The following is a 16,292-nucleotide window of genomic DNA, read 5'->3' on the forward strand; positions in this document are numbered from 1 at the left end:
TTTCTCCTCGTTCTCGGTGGTTCCGGAGATTCGAGCGTAAGAAGAGCGGCGTCGGACCGCCGGACGACTCGACGCAAAACTTGTTCAACGCTCAACTTGTTTGCGTCGGGTTCACCCGGCGTCCACCTTCCGGGCCCACGCGTCAGCGCGGCGTGATCTTGAGGATCTTGTCGTTCGAGCCGTTGGACGTGGTCACCCAGAGCGCGCCGCCCGGGCCCGCCTCGGCGGCCCGCAGGCGACCGTAGGTGCCGTCCAGCTCCTTCGGGCGGTACTGGCGGACGAGCTTGAAGCCCTGGTCGAAGACGAGGAACCGCAGGTGCTCGCCCTTGAGCATGGAGACCGCCATGGCGCGGTCGAGGCTCCCCCACTGCGACCCGGTGATGAACGCGCCACCGCTCGAGGCGACCGTCGGGTCGCCCGACGACCACGAGGCGCGTCGCTGGGCGCCGGGCAGGGAGAAGTCCGTCATGGGCGAGTTCGCACCCTCGTTGTAGGACGGGTCGCCCGACGACCGCGGCACGGGGTTCCAGCCGTAGTTGCCGCCCTTGACCATCGCGTTGACCTCGTCGTCGCGGTAGCTGCCGTGCTCGACCGACCAGATCGGACCGCCGGGCTGGCGGGTGAGCCCCTGCACGTTGCGGTGACCGTACGTCCAGATCCGCCTCTTCATGGCGATCCTGCTGGTGCCGTACGGGTTGGTGGCGAAGCCGGCGCCCGTACGGTCGTCGACCCGCAGCACCTTGCCGCCACCCGAGCCGAGGTTCTGCGGGTTCTTGCCCGTGGCCGCGTCGCCCGTGCCGATGTAGAGCACGTGGCCGTCGCCGCGCTGCAGGGCGCAGCCGCCGTGGCGACCCGTCGTGGACGGAAGGCCTGTCACGAGGTTGCGCTCGAAGGAGACCTTCTTGGTGGTCGTGCTGAGCCTCCAGGCCGCGACCCGGACGTCCTGGTAGGTGCCCGACCGCCAGCCGTGGCACGTGAAGAAGCGCCCCGACGTGGCGAAGTCGTTGGCACGCTCGATGCCCATGAGTCCGGTCTCGCCGCCGGCCCACATGCGCCCGGGGCTCGACAGGACCGTGGTGACCTTGCCGTCAGGCCCGCGCAGGGTGACCGACTTGGCAGAGCGCTGCGTGTAGAGCAGCGAGCCGTCGGGGAGGAAGGCCAGCGCCCAGGGGTGGACGAGTCCCGACCGGACCACCTGGACGCGCAGGTCGGGCTCGTCCGCGGCCTGGGCCGGCGCGGCCAGGCCGAGGCTGCCCACGAGCGCGACGGCGGATCCACAGGCGGCCAGGAGGTTGAAGCGCTTCATCGACCCAGTATGGGTGGATGTGACCGAGGTCGCACCCCTGCCCGGGCGGGACCTCAGCGGTAGATCATGCAGGTGGTCGTGGCGTGAGCGACGAGCCGCCCCTTCGCGTCCTCGACGCGCCCCTCCGCCGTGGCCACCTGGCGTCCGACGTGGATCGTGGTGCCCGTCCCCACGAGGCGCGCGCCGTCGATCGGGACGGTCCGGATGTAGTTCACCTTGAGCTCGAGCGTCCCGTAGCCGACGCCGGCCTCGAGCGTCGTGTGGACGGCGCAGCCCATGACCGAGTCGAGCAGGGTGGCGCAGATGCCGCCGTGCAGCACGCCCAGCGGGTTGGTGAAGTCCTGCTTGGTGGGCACGGAGAACGAGACGCGGCCCTTCTCGATCTCCTCCACCTGCAGGTCCAGGAGGTCTCCGATGAAGCGCGGGCGGTCCTCGAGCGAGAACGCCGTGCGCAGGAACTCCAGGCCGTCGAGCCGGCCCAGGTGCTCCAGCTGCTCGGGGGACAGTGCGTTGGCGGTCATGGGACGCCTCTCGGTCGGTCAGTGGTCGGCCCCACTATAGACCGATCGGTCTATAGTGGGGCCGTGCCCACCCGACCCGGAGCCCGCGACCGCCTCGTCGAGGCCACCATCACGCTGCTGCGCGAGCGCGGCGTCCACGGGACCGGGGTCGCGGAGGTCCTGGAGCGCAGCGGCACAGCCCGTGGCTCCCTCTACCAGCACTTCCCCGGCGGCAAGGCCGACCTCGTCGCGGAGGCCACCCGCTCGGCGGGCCGTCGCGCGGCCCGCCACGTCGCGCGGACCTCCGACGGCACGGCCGGCTCGCTGCTGGACGCACTCGTGGACTGGTGGGTCGCCACGCTCACCAAGCACGACTTCGGACGTGGGTGCCCCGTGGCGGCGGCCGCGCTCGACGAGACGGGCGCGACCACCGACGCTGCGGGACGTGTGTTCACCGGCTGGACCGACGAGCTCGCCGGACTCCTCGGCCAGGACCGCGACCCCGAGGAGGCACGGCGGCTCGCAGGCTTCGTGGTCAGCGCGGTCGAGGGCGCGCTGCTGCAGTGCCGCGCGCTGCGGAGCACCGTTCCTCTGGAGGACGCGCGCGTCGTGCTGCGCGGGCTCGTCAGCCCTTCGTGATGCCGAAGAACCCGAGGATCAGCGTCGCCGCATCGATCGTCCTGGTGGTCTTGCCCAGCGTGGGGTAGGGCACGGCGGCGTCGGGCCACGTGTGGCCTCCACCGTCGACCACGTAGGCCTCGAGCCGGGCCTGGTCGTCGCAGTCGCGCCACGTGGAGCGCTCCACGTCCTTGCCGATCTGCTTGAGCGTCGGGTCGGCCGCGCAGCCGTCGTGGTCGGCCCAGTCGGCCAGCACGTCGGGGACGGCACGGACGTCGAACGCGGGGGTCTTCCCACCCTCGAACGGCACGACCTCGTCGCCGGTGCCGTGGAAGTAGATGATCGACGCCGGCGGCGACCCGTCGCACGCCGAGGAGTAGAACGTGGTGGCCACGCCCGCGTAGGCCTTGAGGTACGACGGCCCCTGGCACGCGAGGGCGATGGACACCCCGGAGCCGTTCGAGAGGCCGACCGCGAACTGGCGGTCGTCGTCGACGCAGTCCTGCGAGCCCACCTCGCGGGCCACGTCGTCGATGAAGGTGGCGTCCTGGCCCTTGCCCTTGGCGATGCCCGTGACGTCCCACTCGCGGTCCTTGCCCTTGGCCGCGGGGGCCACGAGGAGGAACTTGCGCTCGTCGGCCAGCGCGGCGAGGCCCGTGTAGTCGATGACGTCGGCCGCGGTGCTGCCGAGTCCGTGGAAGAGATAGACGACCGGGAGGGTCCCCTTCAGGACGCGCTCGTCGGGCGCCGCGACGAGGTACGTCCGGCGCTTCCCGTCCACGGTGACGGAGTGCTCGGACACGCCCGCGTCGTAGGGCGACAGGCAGGTCGTGGCGCTCCCCGTGCCCCTGGGGCGCTCCGCGTCGTCCGAGCCCCCGCACGCGACGAGCCCGAGCGCGACGACGACCGCGAGGACGGCGCCGACAGCACGCACGGTCACGCCTCCGGGAGCGCGGACTCGATGGCCCGCCAGAACGTGGGATAGGCGTAGATCATGTTGCGCAGGGTATCGAGCGGGACCTCGGCACGGACGGCGACGGCGAGCGCCGAGAGCGTCTCGCCACCGGACGGGCCGATGCTGGTGGCACCCACGACGACCCCACGGTCGGCGTCGACCACGAGCTTGACGAGACCGCGGTTCCCGGGTCCGTGCACGAAGCCGCGGCTGCTCTCCTCCAGCTTCGTGGAGGCGACGGCCACGTTGATCCCCCGGTCGCGCGCCTGCTTCTCCGTGAGCCCGACCCCGCCGACCTCGGGGTCGGTGAACGTGACACGCGGGAAGCTCGAGTCGTACTCGGGGACCGGCTCGCCGAGGATGACCTTGGCGACCCGCTCGGACTGGTACATGGAGACGTGGGTGAAGGCGCCGCGGCCGGCGATGTCACCGATGGCCCAGAGCCCGTCGACCCCCTCGACGTGCATCGAGTCGTCGACGACCAGGCGGGCGTCGGGGTCGAGGCCGACCTCCTCGAGGCCGATGCCGTGGAGTCGGGGACGACGACCGGCTGCCACGAGCACGCGCTCGGCCTCGATCGTCGTGTCGCCGAGCGTCACGTGGAACCGTTCTCCGTCGTGCGCCACGGCGTCGATGGAGACGTCGGTGTGGACGCCGATGCCCTCCTCCTCGAAGACCTCGCGCAGGAGGGCGGAGGACTCGGGCTCCTCGGGCGCGAGGATGCGCGGTCCGGACTGGAGCACCGAGACCTCCGTGCCGAAGCGCGCGTAGGCCTGCGCCAGCTCCAGACCGATGGCGCCGCCGCCGATCACGACGAGCGAGGCGGGCGCGGCCGTGGCCTCGAGGGCCTCGCGGTTGGTCCAGAACGGCGTGTCGGCCAGGCCGTCGATGGGCGGCACGGCGGCATCGGTACCGGTGTTGAGGACCACTCCCCTGCGTGCCTCCAGGACCACGGGGCCCTCCGCCGAGCCGTCGGGCAGGTCCACCTCGACGCGACGAGGGCCGGTCAGACGGCCGCGACCCCGCACGAGCGTGGCGCCGGCCGCGGTGAGCCGGTCCGCCGCCACGGTGTCGTCCCAGTCGTCGGTGGCCTCGTCGCGGATGCGCTGGGCGACGAGCGAGAAGTCGGGCTCCACCTGGGCCGACCCGGCCAGCCCTGGGACCCGGCGGGCCTCCTGCAGGGCGCCCGCGGCACGGATGAACATCTTGGACGGGATGCAGCCCCAGTAGGGGCACTCCCCGCCGACGAGACCGGACTCCACCGCCACGACGTCGAGCCCCTCTCGGGCCAGGCGACCGGCGAGGTTCTCACCGCCCGGACCGAGCCCGATGACCACCACGTCGCACTGTCGCACCGATGCCGCTTCGTCCGTCATGGGTCCATCGTGCCGCCGTCGCGGTGCGAGGACCACCCGGGGCCCTTAGCGTCGGAGAGTGGTCCGTCTCCGCCGTGTCTCGTCCAGCTCACCCGGGTGGGCGCGCCTGCGCCACGGCCGGGGCTTCCGCTACCTCGACGCCGACGGCGCGCCCCTGCCCGCCGAGGACGTCCAGCGCTGCAAGGAGCTCGTCATCCCTCCGGCGTGGCGGGAGGTCTGGATCTGTCCGGCACCCAACGGCCACCTGCAGGCCGTGGGCACCGACGACGCCGGTCGGCGCCAGTACCTGTACCACCCGGCGTGGCGCGAGCGCCGCGACGCCGAGAAGTTCGTGCACATGGAGGCGTTCGCGCAGGCCCTCATCGCCCGTCGCGCCAAGGCACGGCGCGACCTCGGCACCGAGCCCGACCTCACCACGGTCACCGCGACCGCGTTCAGCCTGCTCGACGTCGGCATCTTCAGGATCGGGTCCGACCGCTACGCCGACGAGAACGGCAGCTACGGCCTCACGACCGTCGAGAAGTCCCACGTCACGAGCGACGGCGCCGGCATCACCTTCGAGTACACGGCCAAGTCCAGCCAGGAACTCAGCGTCACCGTCCGCGACAAGCGCGTCGTGGCCCTGCTCGAGCAGCTCCGGCGCCGCAGGGGCGGCAGCGACCGACTGCTCGCCTACCGCGAGGACGGGTCCTGGAAGGACCTGAGCGCGAGCCAGGTCAACGCGTACGTGAAGCAGCTGCTCGGCGACGACTTCTCGGCCAAGGACTTCCGCACGTGGCGCGGCACCGTCATCGCGGCGCACGCCCTCTCCACCGCTGACGCGTCCACCAAGACCGCTCGCAGGCGTTCGGTGGCCGCCGCCATGCGGACGGTCGGCGAGCACCTGGGCAACACCCCCACCATCGCCCGGGCCTCGTACGTCGACCCTCGCGTGGTCGACCTCTTCCAGGACGGCATCACCGTGGCTGCCGGCACCCGGTCCATCTCGCCCGGGGCGCCCGTGAGCCGGACGCTGGAGGAGCAGGTGCTGCAGCTCCTCGACCACGCCTGAGCCGAAGGCGTCTCAGCGCGACCCGTGCGTCTGGAGGAACAGCGCGGGGCCGTCGAGGACGCCGCGCTCGTCGAGGTCGCGGACGGCGGCCAGGGCCTTGGCCGTGTAGACCGGCTCGAGGTGCAGCCCGGCCTGCTCGGCCAGCTGCTGGGCCTCGAGGCCCTCGGGGGTCGTGGCGCCGTAGGTGTCGCCGAGCCACCGGTCGTCGGCGTCGAGGTCGTTCGGTCCGATGTCGAAGGCTCCCAGGTCGACGCCACGCGAGCGCAGCAGCTCGGCCGTCCGGCGCGCGAGGTCGGCCACCACCACACGGTCCAGCCGGAACGAGTCGTTCACGACGACCCCCATGACCCTCGTGCGCAGACCCATCATCCGCAGGCCCATGGCCAGACCGGCCGCCGTGCCGCCCGAGCCCACCGCGGTCACCACGACGCCGGGCTCAGGGAGCACGCCGTCCGCCACCTGCTGCGCGATCTCGAGCGCCGCCTCGACGTAGCCGAGCGTGCCGACGGGCGACGAACCTCCCGCCGGGAGGTAGTACGGGAGCCGGCCGCGCGAGGAGTAGCGAGCCAGCAGGAAGGGTGCGGCCATCTTGAGCCGGTTGACCGACGTGAACCGGTGGACCAGGGCGTCCGAGGCGTCGAGCCGCCTGGTCTGGTCGCGCACGTGGTCGTCGACGGGCTGGTCGACGAGCCCCAGCACGGTGCGAAGACCGTGCTCGGAGCCGTAGAGCGCCGCCGCGAGGCCCCAGTGCGTGCCGATGCCGCCGACGGTGAAGAGGGTCGTGCGCTTCCGGCGACGCGCCTCGGGGATGATCCACTCCAGCTTGCGGACCTTGTTGCCGCCCCACCCGCCGTCGCCGAAGCCTGCCTCGTCCTTGACCCACACCTCTGTGCTCAGTCCCGGCAGCTGGAGCCGGTGCACCGGAGTGGGACCGGTGCCGAGGGAGACCCACGGCAGATCGGCGTCGGGAAACCGGTCGGCGAGGAGGCTCACGCCGCCGATTGTGTCATCTCGACCGGATCAGGGCGTTCGGGTTCACGAGCCCGTGACCGAAGGAGTCGTCGCGTCCCGACGACCCGAGGTCGGAGGCGGTGGAGAACAACCGGCGGGCGATCGCGGTGCCTCGCCAGCCCTTCTCGGAGTAGGCGAGCGCGGCCGCGGCCGCCACGTGGGGCGCGGCCATCGAGGTGCCGCTCAGGGCGCAGTAGAGCCGCCCGTCGCAGTCGCCACCCAGGCGCTGCGAGGACGGGATGGTCGAGAGGACGACGTCTCCGGGAGCCGCGACGTCGACCCACGAGCCGAAGCTGGAGAAGCTCGCCCGCTCCAGCGAGCTGTTCACCGCAGCCACGCCGACGACGTCGGCGTACGCCGCGGGGTACTGGGTGGGGCACCCGAACAGGAAGCACCCCTCGCCGTCGTTGCCCGCAGCCGCGACCACCAGCGCGCCCCTGCCCTGGGCGTACCGGACCGCGCGCTGGAGAGCGACGTCGGACCGGTCGGCGGCGAGCGAGAGGTTGATGACCTGGGCACCACGGTCGGCGGCCCAGACGACGCCTCGCGCGATGACGTCGGTGGTGCCTCCCCCGTCGGCGCCGAGCACCCGGACGGGAAGGATCTTGGCGTGCGGGGCGAGCCCCGCGATGCCGCGTCGGTTGTTGGCGATGGCGGCGATGACGCCCGCCACGTGCGTGCCGTGCCCGTTGGGGTCGGCCGCGCTGGTCCCGGGGGCCACGAAGTCACGGCCCGTGAGGCGGTTGGCGCCGAGGTCGGGGTGCGCGGCCACGCCGGTGTCGAGGACGGCCACCGTGGCCTGCCGGTTGCCCTTGCTGCGGTTGGCCCCGCCCGTGGTGGTGCTCCACAGGCTCTCCGCACGAAGGCGGGTCAGTCCCCACTGGCGGGGGCGGCCGGTGTCGTTGGACTGCAGCGCGCGGGCCGGACGCGCCATGGAGACCGTCTGCCCCTGCGCCAGGGCCGTGCGGACCAGCGCGGTGGCGGCCTCGAGCGTGGACACCACGGTGGTGTCGAACGTGGGCCGTCCGTCGGCCGACGTCCGCGTGACCACCACACGCAGCGGGTCGCCGCGCAGGACCGAGCCGATGATGGCCGCCACCTGGTCCTCGAGCGAGTCGTCGGCCTGGGCCGGGGAGGCGGCGCTGACGAGCGCTCCGGCGAGCACGAGCGCGCTCACCGATGCGAGGAGGCGTCGGACGCGGGAGGTGCGGGGCGGAGTCGTGGAGTGCGGGGCCATGAGGATCTCCTGGTGGGTGCCCGCACATCGTAGGACGGGCTCGCCGCGACCGCAGGGGTAAGAAGTCAGTCGCGCCAGCGCAGGACGCTGTAGACGAGCAGCCCCCAAGCGGCCAGAGCCGAGGCGAGCAGGCCGAGCGCCGTGACCCACCCGGCCGCCGGGAGACGCGGGCCGAAGCCCACGCCCAGCACGTCGAACTCGGGGATCTCCGGCGAGCGCCACCACACGTACGCGAGGACCACGAGCCACACGCCGCCGAGAGCGCTCACGACGATCCGGGGGATCGTGGCCACGCCGTACCGAGCCGCCTCGATCGCGTTGCGCCGCAGGGGCTCGAGGATCCGCCGGGCCCAGGCGTGGTGCGGCGCCAGCAGCGCGACCCCGGCGACCAGCACGAGCGTGCCCGGTCCGGGTGCAGGCATGAGGATGATGCCGACCGGGACGAGGATCCACCCGAGCACCTCGCTGCCGGTGCGTCTGAACCATCCGCCCAGTCGCGCCCGCGTGCTCATGCACCTAGCATGACAGCACCTTCCCCGCCCTCGTGGGCGGATGCAGATCACGTCGTCGCGACCATGTTTCGGTTGGCGCCGGCCGGGCGCGCGCGGTTCACTGTTCGGTGTGAACGCCGCCTCCTCCCTCCTGTCCCTCGCCGAGGACGCCCTCGGCATGCGCCTGCCCATCCGCCTGCGGGCCTGGGACGGGTCCGAGGCCGGTGACCCCACCGGTCCCGTGCTGGTGATCCACGACAAGCGCGCCATCCGCCACGTGCTCTACTCGCCCGGCGAGCTCGGCATCGCCCGCGCCTACGTCCAGGGCTACATCGACCTCGAGGGCGACGTCTCCGACGGTCTGCGCGTCATGTGGGACGCCGTGCGCGACGCTCGCGCCGCCGACGAGGACGCCGGCCGCCCCCACATCACGCCGCGTCTCGTCGCCCGCGCGGTCGGGCTCGCGCTCCGCCTCGGCATCGTCGGACGTCGTCCGCCCATCCCGGCCTCGGAGTCGGTCCTCACCGGTGAGCTGCACAGCCGCGAGCGCGACCGGGCCGCCATCTCGCACCACTACGACCTCTCCAACGACTTCTACGAGCTCATCCTCGACCCGAACATGGCCTACTCCTCGGGCTTCCACCACTCCCCCGACCTGACCCTCGAGGAGGCGCAGACGGCCAAGCTGCACCTCATCTGCCGCAAGCTCGGGCTCCAGCCCGGCATGCGGATGGTGGACATCGGCTCGGGCTGGGGATCGCTGACCCTCTTCGCCGCCGAGCACTACGGCGTGCACGTCACCGGCGTGACCCTGTCGTCCGAGCAGCGCGACTTCGTCCTGAAGAAGGCCGCCGAGCGCGGGCTCTCCGACCAGGTGAACGTGAGCCTGCGCCACTTCCGCGACCTCTCGGAGTCCGGGGTGCGCGACGGCCAGATCGACGCCATCGCCTCCGTCGAGATGGGCGAGCACGTGGGCGACGAGGAGTACAAGGTCTTCACGAGCTCCATCCACCGCTACCTGCGTCCCGGCGGACGCGTGCTGATCCAGCAGATGTCGCGCAGCAACGGCGCCAAGGGCGACCGGCCCGGCGGCGGGCCGTTCATCGAGACCTACATCGCGCCCGACATGCACATGAAGCCCCTCGCCAAGACCCTCGGCCTCATCGCCGAGCCGGGTCTGGAGATCCGCGACGTGCAGGCCATGCGTGAGCACTACCCCCAGACCGTGGCGGCCTGGCTCGACAACCTCGAGTCCAACTGGTCGGAGGCCGTCGCGCTCGTGGGTGAGGAGCAGGCGCGCGTCTGGCGCCTCTACCTCGCGGGCGGCTCGCTCGCCTTCGAGGAGAACCGCATGGGCGTCGACCAGGTCCTGGCCGTCAAGCCCTCGCCCGACGGCGTAGCCTCGATGCCTACCTCCCCACTCGCCTGGCTGAAAGACTTCTCATGATCGACAACGACGTCTCGCAGTCCGTCGTGACCCTGGTCGCCGGCCTGGTGACCGTCGTCGTGGTGATGGCGGCCGGTCTGGCCATCTCGCACCGGCAGAAGAAGCTCACCGTCGTCGACACGCTGTGGGGACTCGGCTTCGTGGCCGTCGCGATCGTCTCGGTGGTCTCCGGCGACCGGGGCGAGGGCATGCCCGGCCCGGCCCTCCTGCTGCTGGTCCTCACCGGCATCTGGGGCATCCGGCTCGCCGCCTACCTGCACCGCCGCAACAACGGCAAGGCCGAGGACCCTCGCTACCAGGCCCTCGCCGACGAGGACGGCCGCTCGTTCGAGCAGGTCGCACTGCGGCGGGTGTTCCTGCCCCAGGGCATCGCGATGTTCCTCGTGGCCACGCCGATCATGGTGGGCGTCAACAACGAGGGCTCCATCGGCTGGCTCACGCTGGTCGGCGTGCTCGTCTGGGCCGTCGGCTTCTTCTTCGAGTCCGTCGGCGACTGGCAGCTGGCGACGTTCAAGAGCAACCCCGAGAACCAGGGCAAGCTCATGGACCAAGGGCTCTGGCGCTACACCCGCCACCCCAACTACTTCGGCGACGCCGCCGTCTGGACAGGCCTGTGGCTCGTGGCGGCCTCCAGCTGGGCCGGCGTCATCACGGTCATCAGCCCCATCGCCATGACGATCTTCCTCACGAAGGTCACCGGCGCCTCGCTCAACGAGAAGGGCATGAAGCAGAGCAAGCCCGGCTACGACGAGTACGTGCGTCGCACGAGCGGCTTCATCCCCCTCCCGCCCAAGAAGGCCTGACCCTCTTCGAGGGCACTCCCAGCGCACCACACCTGTATGGTTCCATCATGCCTGGAACCAATGTTGCTGACCGACCGTCGACGTCGGGCAACGGGCTGTTCTTGGCGCTGCTCGCTGCGGTCGGACTGCTTGCTTCGCTCGTCCTGACCCACGACAAGATCGAGGCACTCCAGGCTGCAGCGCGAGGCGAGACGTTCAGCGCAGGCTGCGACCTCAACGCGTTCGTGAGCTGCTCCGCCGTGGTCGGCTCCGCCCAGTCCGAGCTGTTCGGCTTCCCCAACTCGTTCCTGGGGATCGTCGGGTTCAGCGTCGTCATGAGCCTCGCCGCGGTGGCCGCCCTCGGCGGGCGGCTCCCCTTGGTGGTCCTGAGCGGCCTGCAGCTCGGAGCCTCGGCCGCGATCGTGCTCATCACCTGGCTCCAGGTCCAGAGCATCGTCGTGCTGCAGCGGCTCTGCCCCTACTGCATCGCGGTCTGGGTCGTCACGATCCCGATCTTCGTGCTGACCACACGGACGTTCCTGCTGCGCACTCGCCCGGCAGCACGCGCCACGCGGCTCCTCGAGGACTGGACCCTGCTGATGGTGCTGCTCTGGTACGTGGCCGTGGCCGCGGCGGTCTGGTTCCGGTTCGGCGACCGGCTCTGGGCCTGACCGGCCCCGGACGGGCCTACTCCGAGACGAAGATGTGGGCCGCGGCGTCGGTGTCGATCTCCGCGGTCTCGCTCTGGCGGGCGACGATCACGCCGTCGTGACCCTTGGACACCAGCACGTCCTGACCGGGCAGCGCGCCGACGCGGCGCAGCACCGACATGACCTCGGTGTCCTTCTGGATCTCCTCGGCGATGCGGCGCACGATGCGACGGACAGGGACGTCGGTGGAGCGCACGGCAGCGTTGAGGGTCTCGAGGCCGGCCAGGAAGCTGGTCTCGGGCCGCTCGTCGTCGCCCAGCTCGGACAGACCCGGGATGGGGTTGCCGTAGGGCGACTCGGTGGGGTGCTCGAGGAGCTCGACGAGCCGGCGCTCGACCTGCTCGGACATGACGTGCTCCCAGCGGCACGCCTCCTCGTGGACGAACTCGATCTCCAGACCGATGATGTCGGTGAGCAGGCGCTCGGCGAGCCGGTGCTTGCGCATGACGCGGGTGGCCAGCTGGCGACCCTTGTCCGACAGCTCCAGGTGCCGGTCGCCCTCGACCGTGAGGAGGCCGTCGCGCTCCATGCGGGCCACCGTCTGGCTGACCGTGGGGCCGCTCTGGTGCAGCCGCTCCGCGATGCGCGCACGGAGGGGGACGATCCCCTCCTCCTCGAGCTCGTAGACGGTTCGCAGGTACATCTCGGTGGTGTCGATCAGCTCGCTCACGCCGCCATTGTTCCACGACGTGCCGACTCCCCGTGTCACGACCAAGATGGAGGCCGTGACGACCTCCGTGATGTGGTTCCGGGCCGACCTCCGGCTGGCCGACCAGCCGGCCCTCCGAGCGGCCATGGAGGCCGGCCCCGAGGGCGTCGTCCCCCTCTTCGTGCTCGACGACCACTTCTGGGGCGAGCGCCGCACCGTGCGCCAGGCCGCGCTCGTGCGGCTGCTCGCCGACTTCGACGAGCGCATCGGCGGGCTGCACGTCGTGCACGGCGACCCCGCCGTCGAGGTGCCGCGCGTCGCGAAGGCGGCCGGCGCCACGTCCGTCCACGTCACCGCCGCGCCCACGCCCTACGGGACCCGCCGCGACGGCGCGGTCGAGGAGGCTCTCGCTGCGCTCGACGTCCCACTCGTCCGCACGGGGTCGGCCTATGCCGTGACGCCGGGACGGGTCACCAAGGGCGACGGCACCCACTACCGCGTCTTCACCCCGTTCTTCGGGGCGTGGAAGGAGCACGGGTGGCGGGCGCCGGCCGCCCCGGCGGAGTCCGTCCCGTGGATCCGTCCCGAGGGCCGGACCCATCGCATCCCCGACGTCGAGGTACCTGGCGGCGTCACCCTTCCGCCGCTCGGCGAGGAGGCCGCCCGGCGCCGGTGGGCCGAGTACCTCGAGCAGGTCGGCGAGTACGACGACGTGCGCAACCTCCCCGGCCGCGACGAGACGTCGCGGATGTCGGTGCACCTCAAGTGGGGCTCCATCCACCCACGGACGCTCCTCGCCGACCTCGCGCCGCTGCGCTCCAAGGGAGCCGACGCCTACGCGCGCGAGCTGGCCTTCCGCGAGTTCTACGCCGACGTCCTGCACCACCGGCCCGACTCGGCCTTCGACTACTACGACCGGCGCTTCAAGGCCATGGAGTACGACCATCCCGGTGACGACCTGAACGCCTGGAAGGAGGGCCGCACCGGCTTTCCCATCGTCGACGCAGGGATGCGGCAGCTCCTCGCCGAGGGCTGGATGCACAACCGGGTCCGCATGATCGTCGCCAGCTTCCTGGTGAAGGACCTGCACCTGGAGTGGACGCACGGGGCCGCCCACTTCCTGGAGTGGCTCGTCGACGGCGACCTCGCGTCGAACCAGCACGGCTGGCAGTGGACGGCGGGGTGCGGCACCGACGCCTCGCCCTACTTCCGTGTCTTCAACCCCACGACCCAGGGCAAGAAGTTCGATCCCGACGGGACCTACGTCCGACGGTGGGTCCCCGAGCTGGCCGACGTCCCCACGAAGCACGTCCACGAGCCCTGGCTGCTCGACGAGCCGCCCGCCGGGTACCCCGCTCCCCTCGTCGACCACGCTGCGGAGCGGCTTGAGTCCCTGCGCCGGTACGAGGCCCTGCGCTGACCCGTAGATTGCTGTCATGGTGACGATCGCGGCGCGCTTCAACGGTCCGGACCACAGCGGCAACGGCGGCTACGTGAGTGGCCTGCTGGCGGCCGAGCACGGCGCCGAGGTGGTCACCTCCACCTTGCGCCAGCCCCCGCCGCTCGACGTCGGCCTGTCGTGGGAGCGGCACGGCGACGAGCTCCGGCTGCTGACTGCGGGCGGCGCCGTGGTGGGTTCTGCCGTCCCCGGGTCCTTCGACGTCGAGCCACCCGCCTGCCCCGACGCCGACGAGGCCGAGCAGGGCCTGGCCGCCTATCCCGGCTTCCGGCACCATCCGTTCGCTCACTGCTTCACGTGCGGCACCGCCCGCGACGAGGGCGATGCGCTGCGCCTCTTCACCGGTCCCACCCACGACGGCAGGACGGCCGGACCCTGGACGGTCGCGCCGGGTGTCGCCGGACATGACGGCGTGCTCGACGAGCCCACCACGTGGGCCGCGCTGGACTGCCCCGGCGGGTGGGCGGCCGACTTCACGCAGCAGGTCATGGTCCTGGGCCGCATGACTGCCCAGGTCGTGCGTCGGCCGTCGGCGGGCGAGCAGCTGCGCTCCGTCGGCCTGCTCAGGAGCCAGGAGGGTCGTAAGTTCTTCACGGCCACGGCGCTCTACTCCCCCGGAGGCGACCTCTTGGGGCGCGCCGAGCAGACCTGGATCCAGGTCGACGCCGCCGGCTTCACGCCCTAGGGCGTCGGCTCGCGCGAGTCATAGGCGAGGAACCGCCGCTGCGCGGCCACCGACAGCAGCACGCCGACGATGCAGAGCACACCGCCCGTGGCCATGGCCACGGCCTCCGACGTGAGCGACGCCAGCGAGCCGATCACGAAGTCGCCGAGGCGGGGACCGCCCGCGACGACGACGATGAACACGCCCTGCATCCGCCCACGCATCTCCTCGGGTGCCGCCGTCTGCAGGATGGTGGACCGGTAGGCGGCGCTGACCATGTCGGCGGCACCGGAGCCCGCCAGGAAGGCGACGCAGCCCCAGAGCGCGAGCTGGGTCGAGATCTCTCCGTCGGACAGTGCGGCGAGCCCGGCCAGGAGCACGCAGGCGCCGTAGACCACCACCGAGACCGCGACCGCGACGCCGTGCCGGTGCACCCGACTGATCCAGCCCGAGACGGCGAACGCGATGACGGCACCGATGCCCGGCGCCGACTGCAGCAGGCCCTGCGTGGACGGGCCCGTCGCGAAGACCGTGAGCGCCAGCGCGGGGAACAGGGCTCGCGGCTGGGCGAAGACCATGGCGAAGAGGTCGATGATGAACGTCATCCGCACGTTGGGCGCGTTCTTGAGGAACCGCAGCCCCTCCGTGACCGAGCGCAGGCCGGGCACGCCCTTCTTCACGGCCGGAGGCATGGCCGGGAGCCGGAACACCGAGTACAGGGCCGCCACGAACAGGACGGCGTCGGCCAGGTAGGCCGCCTCCACGCCCTTCCAGGCGATCAGCAGGCCGCCCAGCAGCGGCCCCACGGTGAAGGACAGGTTGGTCGCGGCCATCCCGAGCGCGTTGGCTGCGGGCAGCAGGTGCGCCGGCAGCAGCTGCGGGAGCATCGCGGCCCGGGCCGGGTTGTTCACCGCGAAGAAGGCGGCCTGCACCGCGACGATCCCGTAGAGCACGCCGATCGATCGGACGTCGAAGGCGCTGTGCAGGACCAGCGCCATGGAGCACGCCCACAGCCCCAGGGCCGAGAGCAGGGCCACGGTCCGCCGGTCGAAGGCATCGACGAGGGCCCCGCCGTAGAGCCCGCCGAGCACGAGGGGAAGGAGCCCCGCGAGGCCCACCAGGCCGACGTAGAAGGACTCCTCGGTGAGCTGGTAGACCTCGAACGCCACGGCGACGATCGACATCTGCTGACCGAAGCCGGAGATGGTCTGGCCGATCCAGAGGCGACGGTAGGCCGGCGACTCCCGCAGAGGCCGGACGTCGGTCACCATCTCGGTCAGCCTGCTCACCGCTCGATCCTGCCACCGCCCACCTCGGACGCCCTGACCGGTCCGACCGGCACCCGGAGCGCGAGCAGCGGCTAGGAGATCTGCACGTCGCCGATGAGCGGCGAGAAGGCTGCTCGACGGTGCCGGGCCTCACGGCCGAGCTCGATGCTGCTGACGTCCAGGGCCGGCAGCTCCGGACGCATCGGCACCCGGGTGCGCAGGCCGAGCACCGGGAGGATCGCCAGGGCGGCCGCCACCAGGACCAGCCAGGCGGCCCGCCCGAAGGCGTCCTCGCCGGCGTGCCACAGCATCGTCGCGGCGGCACCGCCACCGACGTAGAGCGAGGCCCACAGCGCCGACCCCGCGAGACTGGCCGGCAGGAAGCGTCGATAGGGCAGGCCCGAGGCACCGGCGGCCGCCGGGGTCAGGGTCCGGACCACCGGTACCAGGCGCGTGAGAAACACCGCCGTGCCGCCGTGCCGGGAGAGAAGATCCGTGGCCCGGTCGAAGGGGCGGCGCCCGACGCGCGCCACGAGCGCAGACTCGCGGAGCGCGTCCCCGTATCGCCGGCCGAGCCAGTAGCCCACGTGGTCGCCCGAGCAAGCGCCCAGGGTCACGGCGACGCCCAGGAGCACGAGCAGCGGCGTGGAGTCCGTCGTGGCCGCCAGGACGACCACGGCGGTCTCCCCGGGGACGACCATGCCGAGGCCGAGGCCCGACTCCGCGAACGCCAGGCCGTAGGCCAGGAGATAGGTGATGGCTGCCATG

The 16,292-nt window shown here is 71.9% G+C and carries 17 protein-coding genes; 7 read left to right on the plus strand and 10 right to left on the minus strand.

Annotated features, from left to right (window positions below):
• Positions 1-142 precede the first annotated feature (142 nt).
• Together ASD11_RS12640 and ASD11_RS12645 are read right to left on the minus strand one after the other, a co-directional pair.
• A complete protein-coding gene (locus ASD11_RS12640) occupies positions 143-1,306 on the minus strand; it encodes a PQQ-dependent sugar dehydrogenase (RefSeq protein WP_056287628.1) in 1,164 nt (387 codons plus the stop codon).
• 53 nt (positions 1,307-1,359) lie between these two features.
• Positions 1,360-1,827, minus strand: a complete 468-nt coding sequence (locus ASD11_RS12645; RefSeq protein ID WP_056287629.1) for a PaaI family thioesterase — start codon at positions 1,825-1,827, stop codon at positions 1,360-1,362.
• Between the two features lie 63 nt (positions 1,828-1,890).
• Between ASD11_RS12645 and ASD11_RS12650 the strand changes: the two genes are divergently transcribed.
• The gene (locus ASD11_RS12650) at positions 1,891-2,445 is read left to right on the plus strand and encodes a TetR/AcrR family transcriptional regulator (RefSeq protein WP_056287631.1); all 555 of its coding nucleotides are present in this window, start codon (positions 1,891-1,893) and stop codon (positions 2,443-2,445) included.
• Here ASD11_RS12650 and ASD11_RS12655 read toward each other — a convergent pair.
• A complete protein-coding gene (locus tag ASD11_RS12655; RefSeq protein ID WP_162246485.1) occupies positions 2,432-3,358 on the minus strand; it encodes an alpha/beta hydrolase family esterase in 927 nt (308 codons plus the stop codon). The two genes, ASD11_RS12650 and ASD11_RS12655, sit on opposite strands and share 14 nt — an antisense overlap.
• 2 nt (positions 3,359-3,360) lie before the next feature.
• Positions 3,361-4,755 carry a dihydrolipoyl dehydrogenase family protein gene (locus ASD11_RS12660; protein WP_056287635.1) on the minus strand — a complete coding sequence of 465 codons (1,395 nt, stop codon included), beginning with the start codon at positions 4,753-4,755 and terminating at the stop codon, positions 3,361-3,363.
• Positions 4,756-4,813: 58 nt separating this feature from the next.
• Here ASD11_RS12660 and ASD11_RS12665 point away from each other — a divergent pair, with 58 nt between their 5' ends.
• Positions 4,814-5,806 (plus strand): DNA topoisomerase IB, encoded by a 993-nt coding sequence (locus ASD11_RS12665; RefSeq protein WP_056287637.1) that lies wholly within the window; start codon positions 4,814-4,816, stop codon positions 5,804-5,806.
• 12 nt (positions 5,807-5,818) lie between these two features.
• Here the strand turns inward: ASD11_RS12665 and ASD11_RS12670 are convergent, their stop codons facing one another.
• The 3 genes from ASD11_RS12670 to ASD11_RS12680 all read right to left on the minus strand — a co-directional run bounded on the left by ASD11_RS12670 (position 5,819) and on the right by ASD11_RS12680 (position 8,566).
• Positions 5,819-6,799 carry a 1-aminocyclopropane-1-carboxylate deaminase/D-cysteine desulfhydrase gene (locus ASD11_RS12670; RefSeq protein ID WP_056287639.1) on the minus strand — a complete coding sequence of 327 codons (981 nt, stop codon included), beginning with the start codon at positions 6,797-6,799 and terminating at the stop codon, positions 5,819-5,821.
• 13 nt (positions 6,800-6,812) lie between these two features.
• On the minus strand, positions 6,813-8,054 hold the full coding sequence (locus ASD11_RS12675; RefSeq protein WP_056287640.1) for a S8 family serine peptidase: 1,242 nt from the start codon (positions 8,052-8,054) through the stop codon (positions 6,813-6,815).
• Between the two features lie 65 nt (positions 8,055-8,119).
• Entirely contained in the window at positions 8,120-8,566 is a 447-nt protein-coding gene (locus ASD11_RS12680) for a PGPGW domain-containing protein (RefSeq protein WP_056287642.1), read from the minus strand.
• Between the two features lie 109 nt (positions 8,567-8,675).
• Between ASD11_RS12680 and ASD11_RS12685 the strand changes: the two genes are divergently transcribed.
• The 3 genes from ASD11_RS12685 to ASD11_RS12695 are packed head-to-tail and all read left to right on the plus strand — an operon-like array spanning position 8,676 to position 11,445.
• Entirely contained in the window at positions 8,676-9,992 is a 1,317-nt protein-coding gene (locus tag ASD11_RS12685; RefSeq protein ID WP_200940129.1) for an SAM-dependent methyltransferase, read from the plus strand.
• The gene (locus ASD11_RS12690) at positions 9,989-10,795 is read left to right on the plus strand and encodes a DUF1295 domain-containing protein (RefSeq protein ID WP_056287644.1); all 807 of its coding nucleotides are present in this window, start codon (positions 9,989-9,991) and stop codon (positions 10,793-10,795) included. The genes ASD11_RS12685 and ASD11_RS12690 overlap by 4 nt, the downstream gene beginning before the upstream one ends.
• Before the next feature lie 47 nt (positions 10,796-10,842).
• On the plus strand, positions 10,843-11,445 hold the full coding sequence (locus ASD11_RS12695; RefSeq protein ID WP_082554344.1) for a vitamin K epoxide reductase family protein: 603 nt from the start codon (positions 10,843-10,845) through the stop codon (positions 11,443-11,445).
• A 16-nt stretch (positions 11,446-11,461) separates the two neighbouring features.
• Here the strand turns inward: ASD11_RS12695 and ASD11_RS12700 are convergent, their stop codons facing one another.
• Positions 11,462-12,154, minus strand: a complete 693-nt coding sequence (locus ASD11_RS12700) for a metal-dependent transcriptional regulator (protein ID WP_056288885.1) — start codon at positions 12,152-12,154, stop codon at positions 11,462-11,464.
• Positions 12,155-12,200: 46 nt separating this feature from the next.
• Between ASD11_RS12700 and ASD11_RS12705 the strand changes: the two genes are divergently transcribed.
• A complete protein-coding gene (locus ASD11_RS12705) occupies positions 12,201-13,553 on the plus strand; it encodes a cryptochrome/photolyase family protein (RefSeq protein WP_056287647.1) in 1,353 nt (450 codons plus the stop codon).
• 16 nt (positions 13,554-13,569) lie between these two features.
• A complete protein-coding gene (locus tag ASD11_RS12710) occupies positions 13,570-14,277 on the plus strand; it encodes a hypothetical protein (RefSeq protein ID WP_056287648.1) in 708 nt (235 codons plus the stop codon).
• On the opposite strand, the gene ASD11_RS12715 is transcribed toward ASD11_RS12710, so the two are convergent.
• Positions 14,274-15,545 (minus strand): MFS transporter, encoded by a 1,272-nt coding sequence (locus ASD11_RS12715; RefSeq protein ID WP_200940130.1) that lies wholly within the window; start codon positions 15,543-15,545, stop codon positions 14,274-14,276. The two genes, ASD11_RS12710 and ASD11_RS12715, sit on opposite strands and share 4 nt — an antisense overlap.
• A 71-nt stretch (positions 15,546-15,616) precedes the next feature.
• Complete coding sequence (locus ASD11_RS12720; RefSeq protein WP_056287649.1) at positions 15,617-16,291, minus strand: DedA family protein; 675 nt, start codon at positions 16,289-16,291, stop codon at positions 15,617-15,619.
• Position 16,292: the final 1 nt, after the last annotated feature.

Source organism: Aeromicrobium sp. Root495 (assembly GCF_001426755.1).
GTDB lineage: Bacteria > Actinomycetota > Actinomycetes > Propionibacteriales > Nocardioidaceae > Aeromicrobium.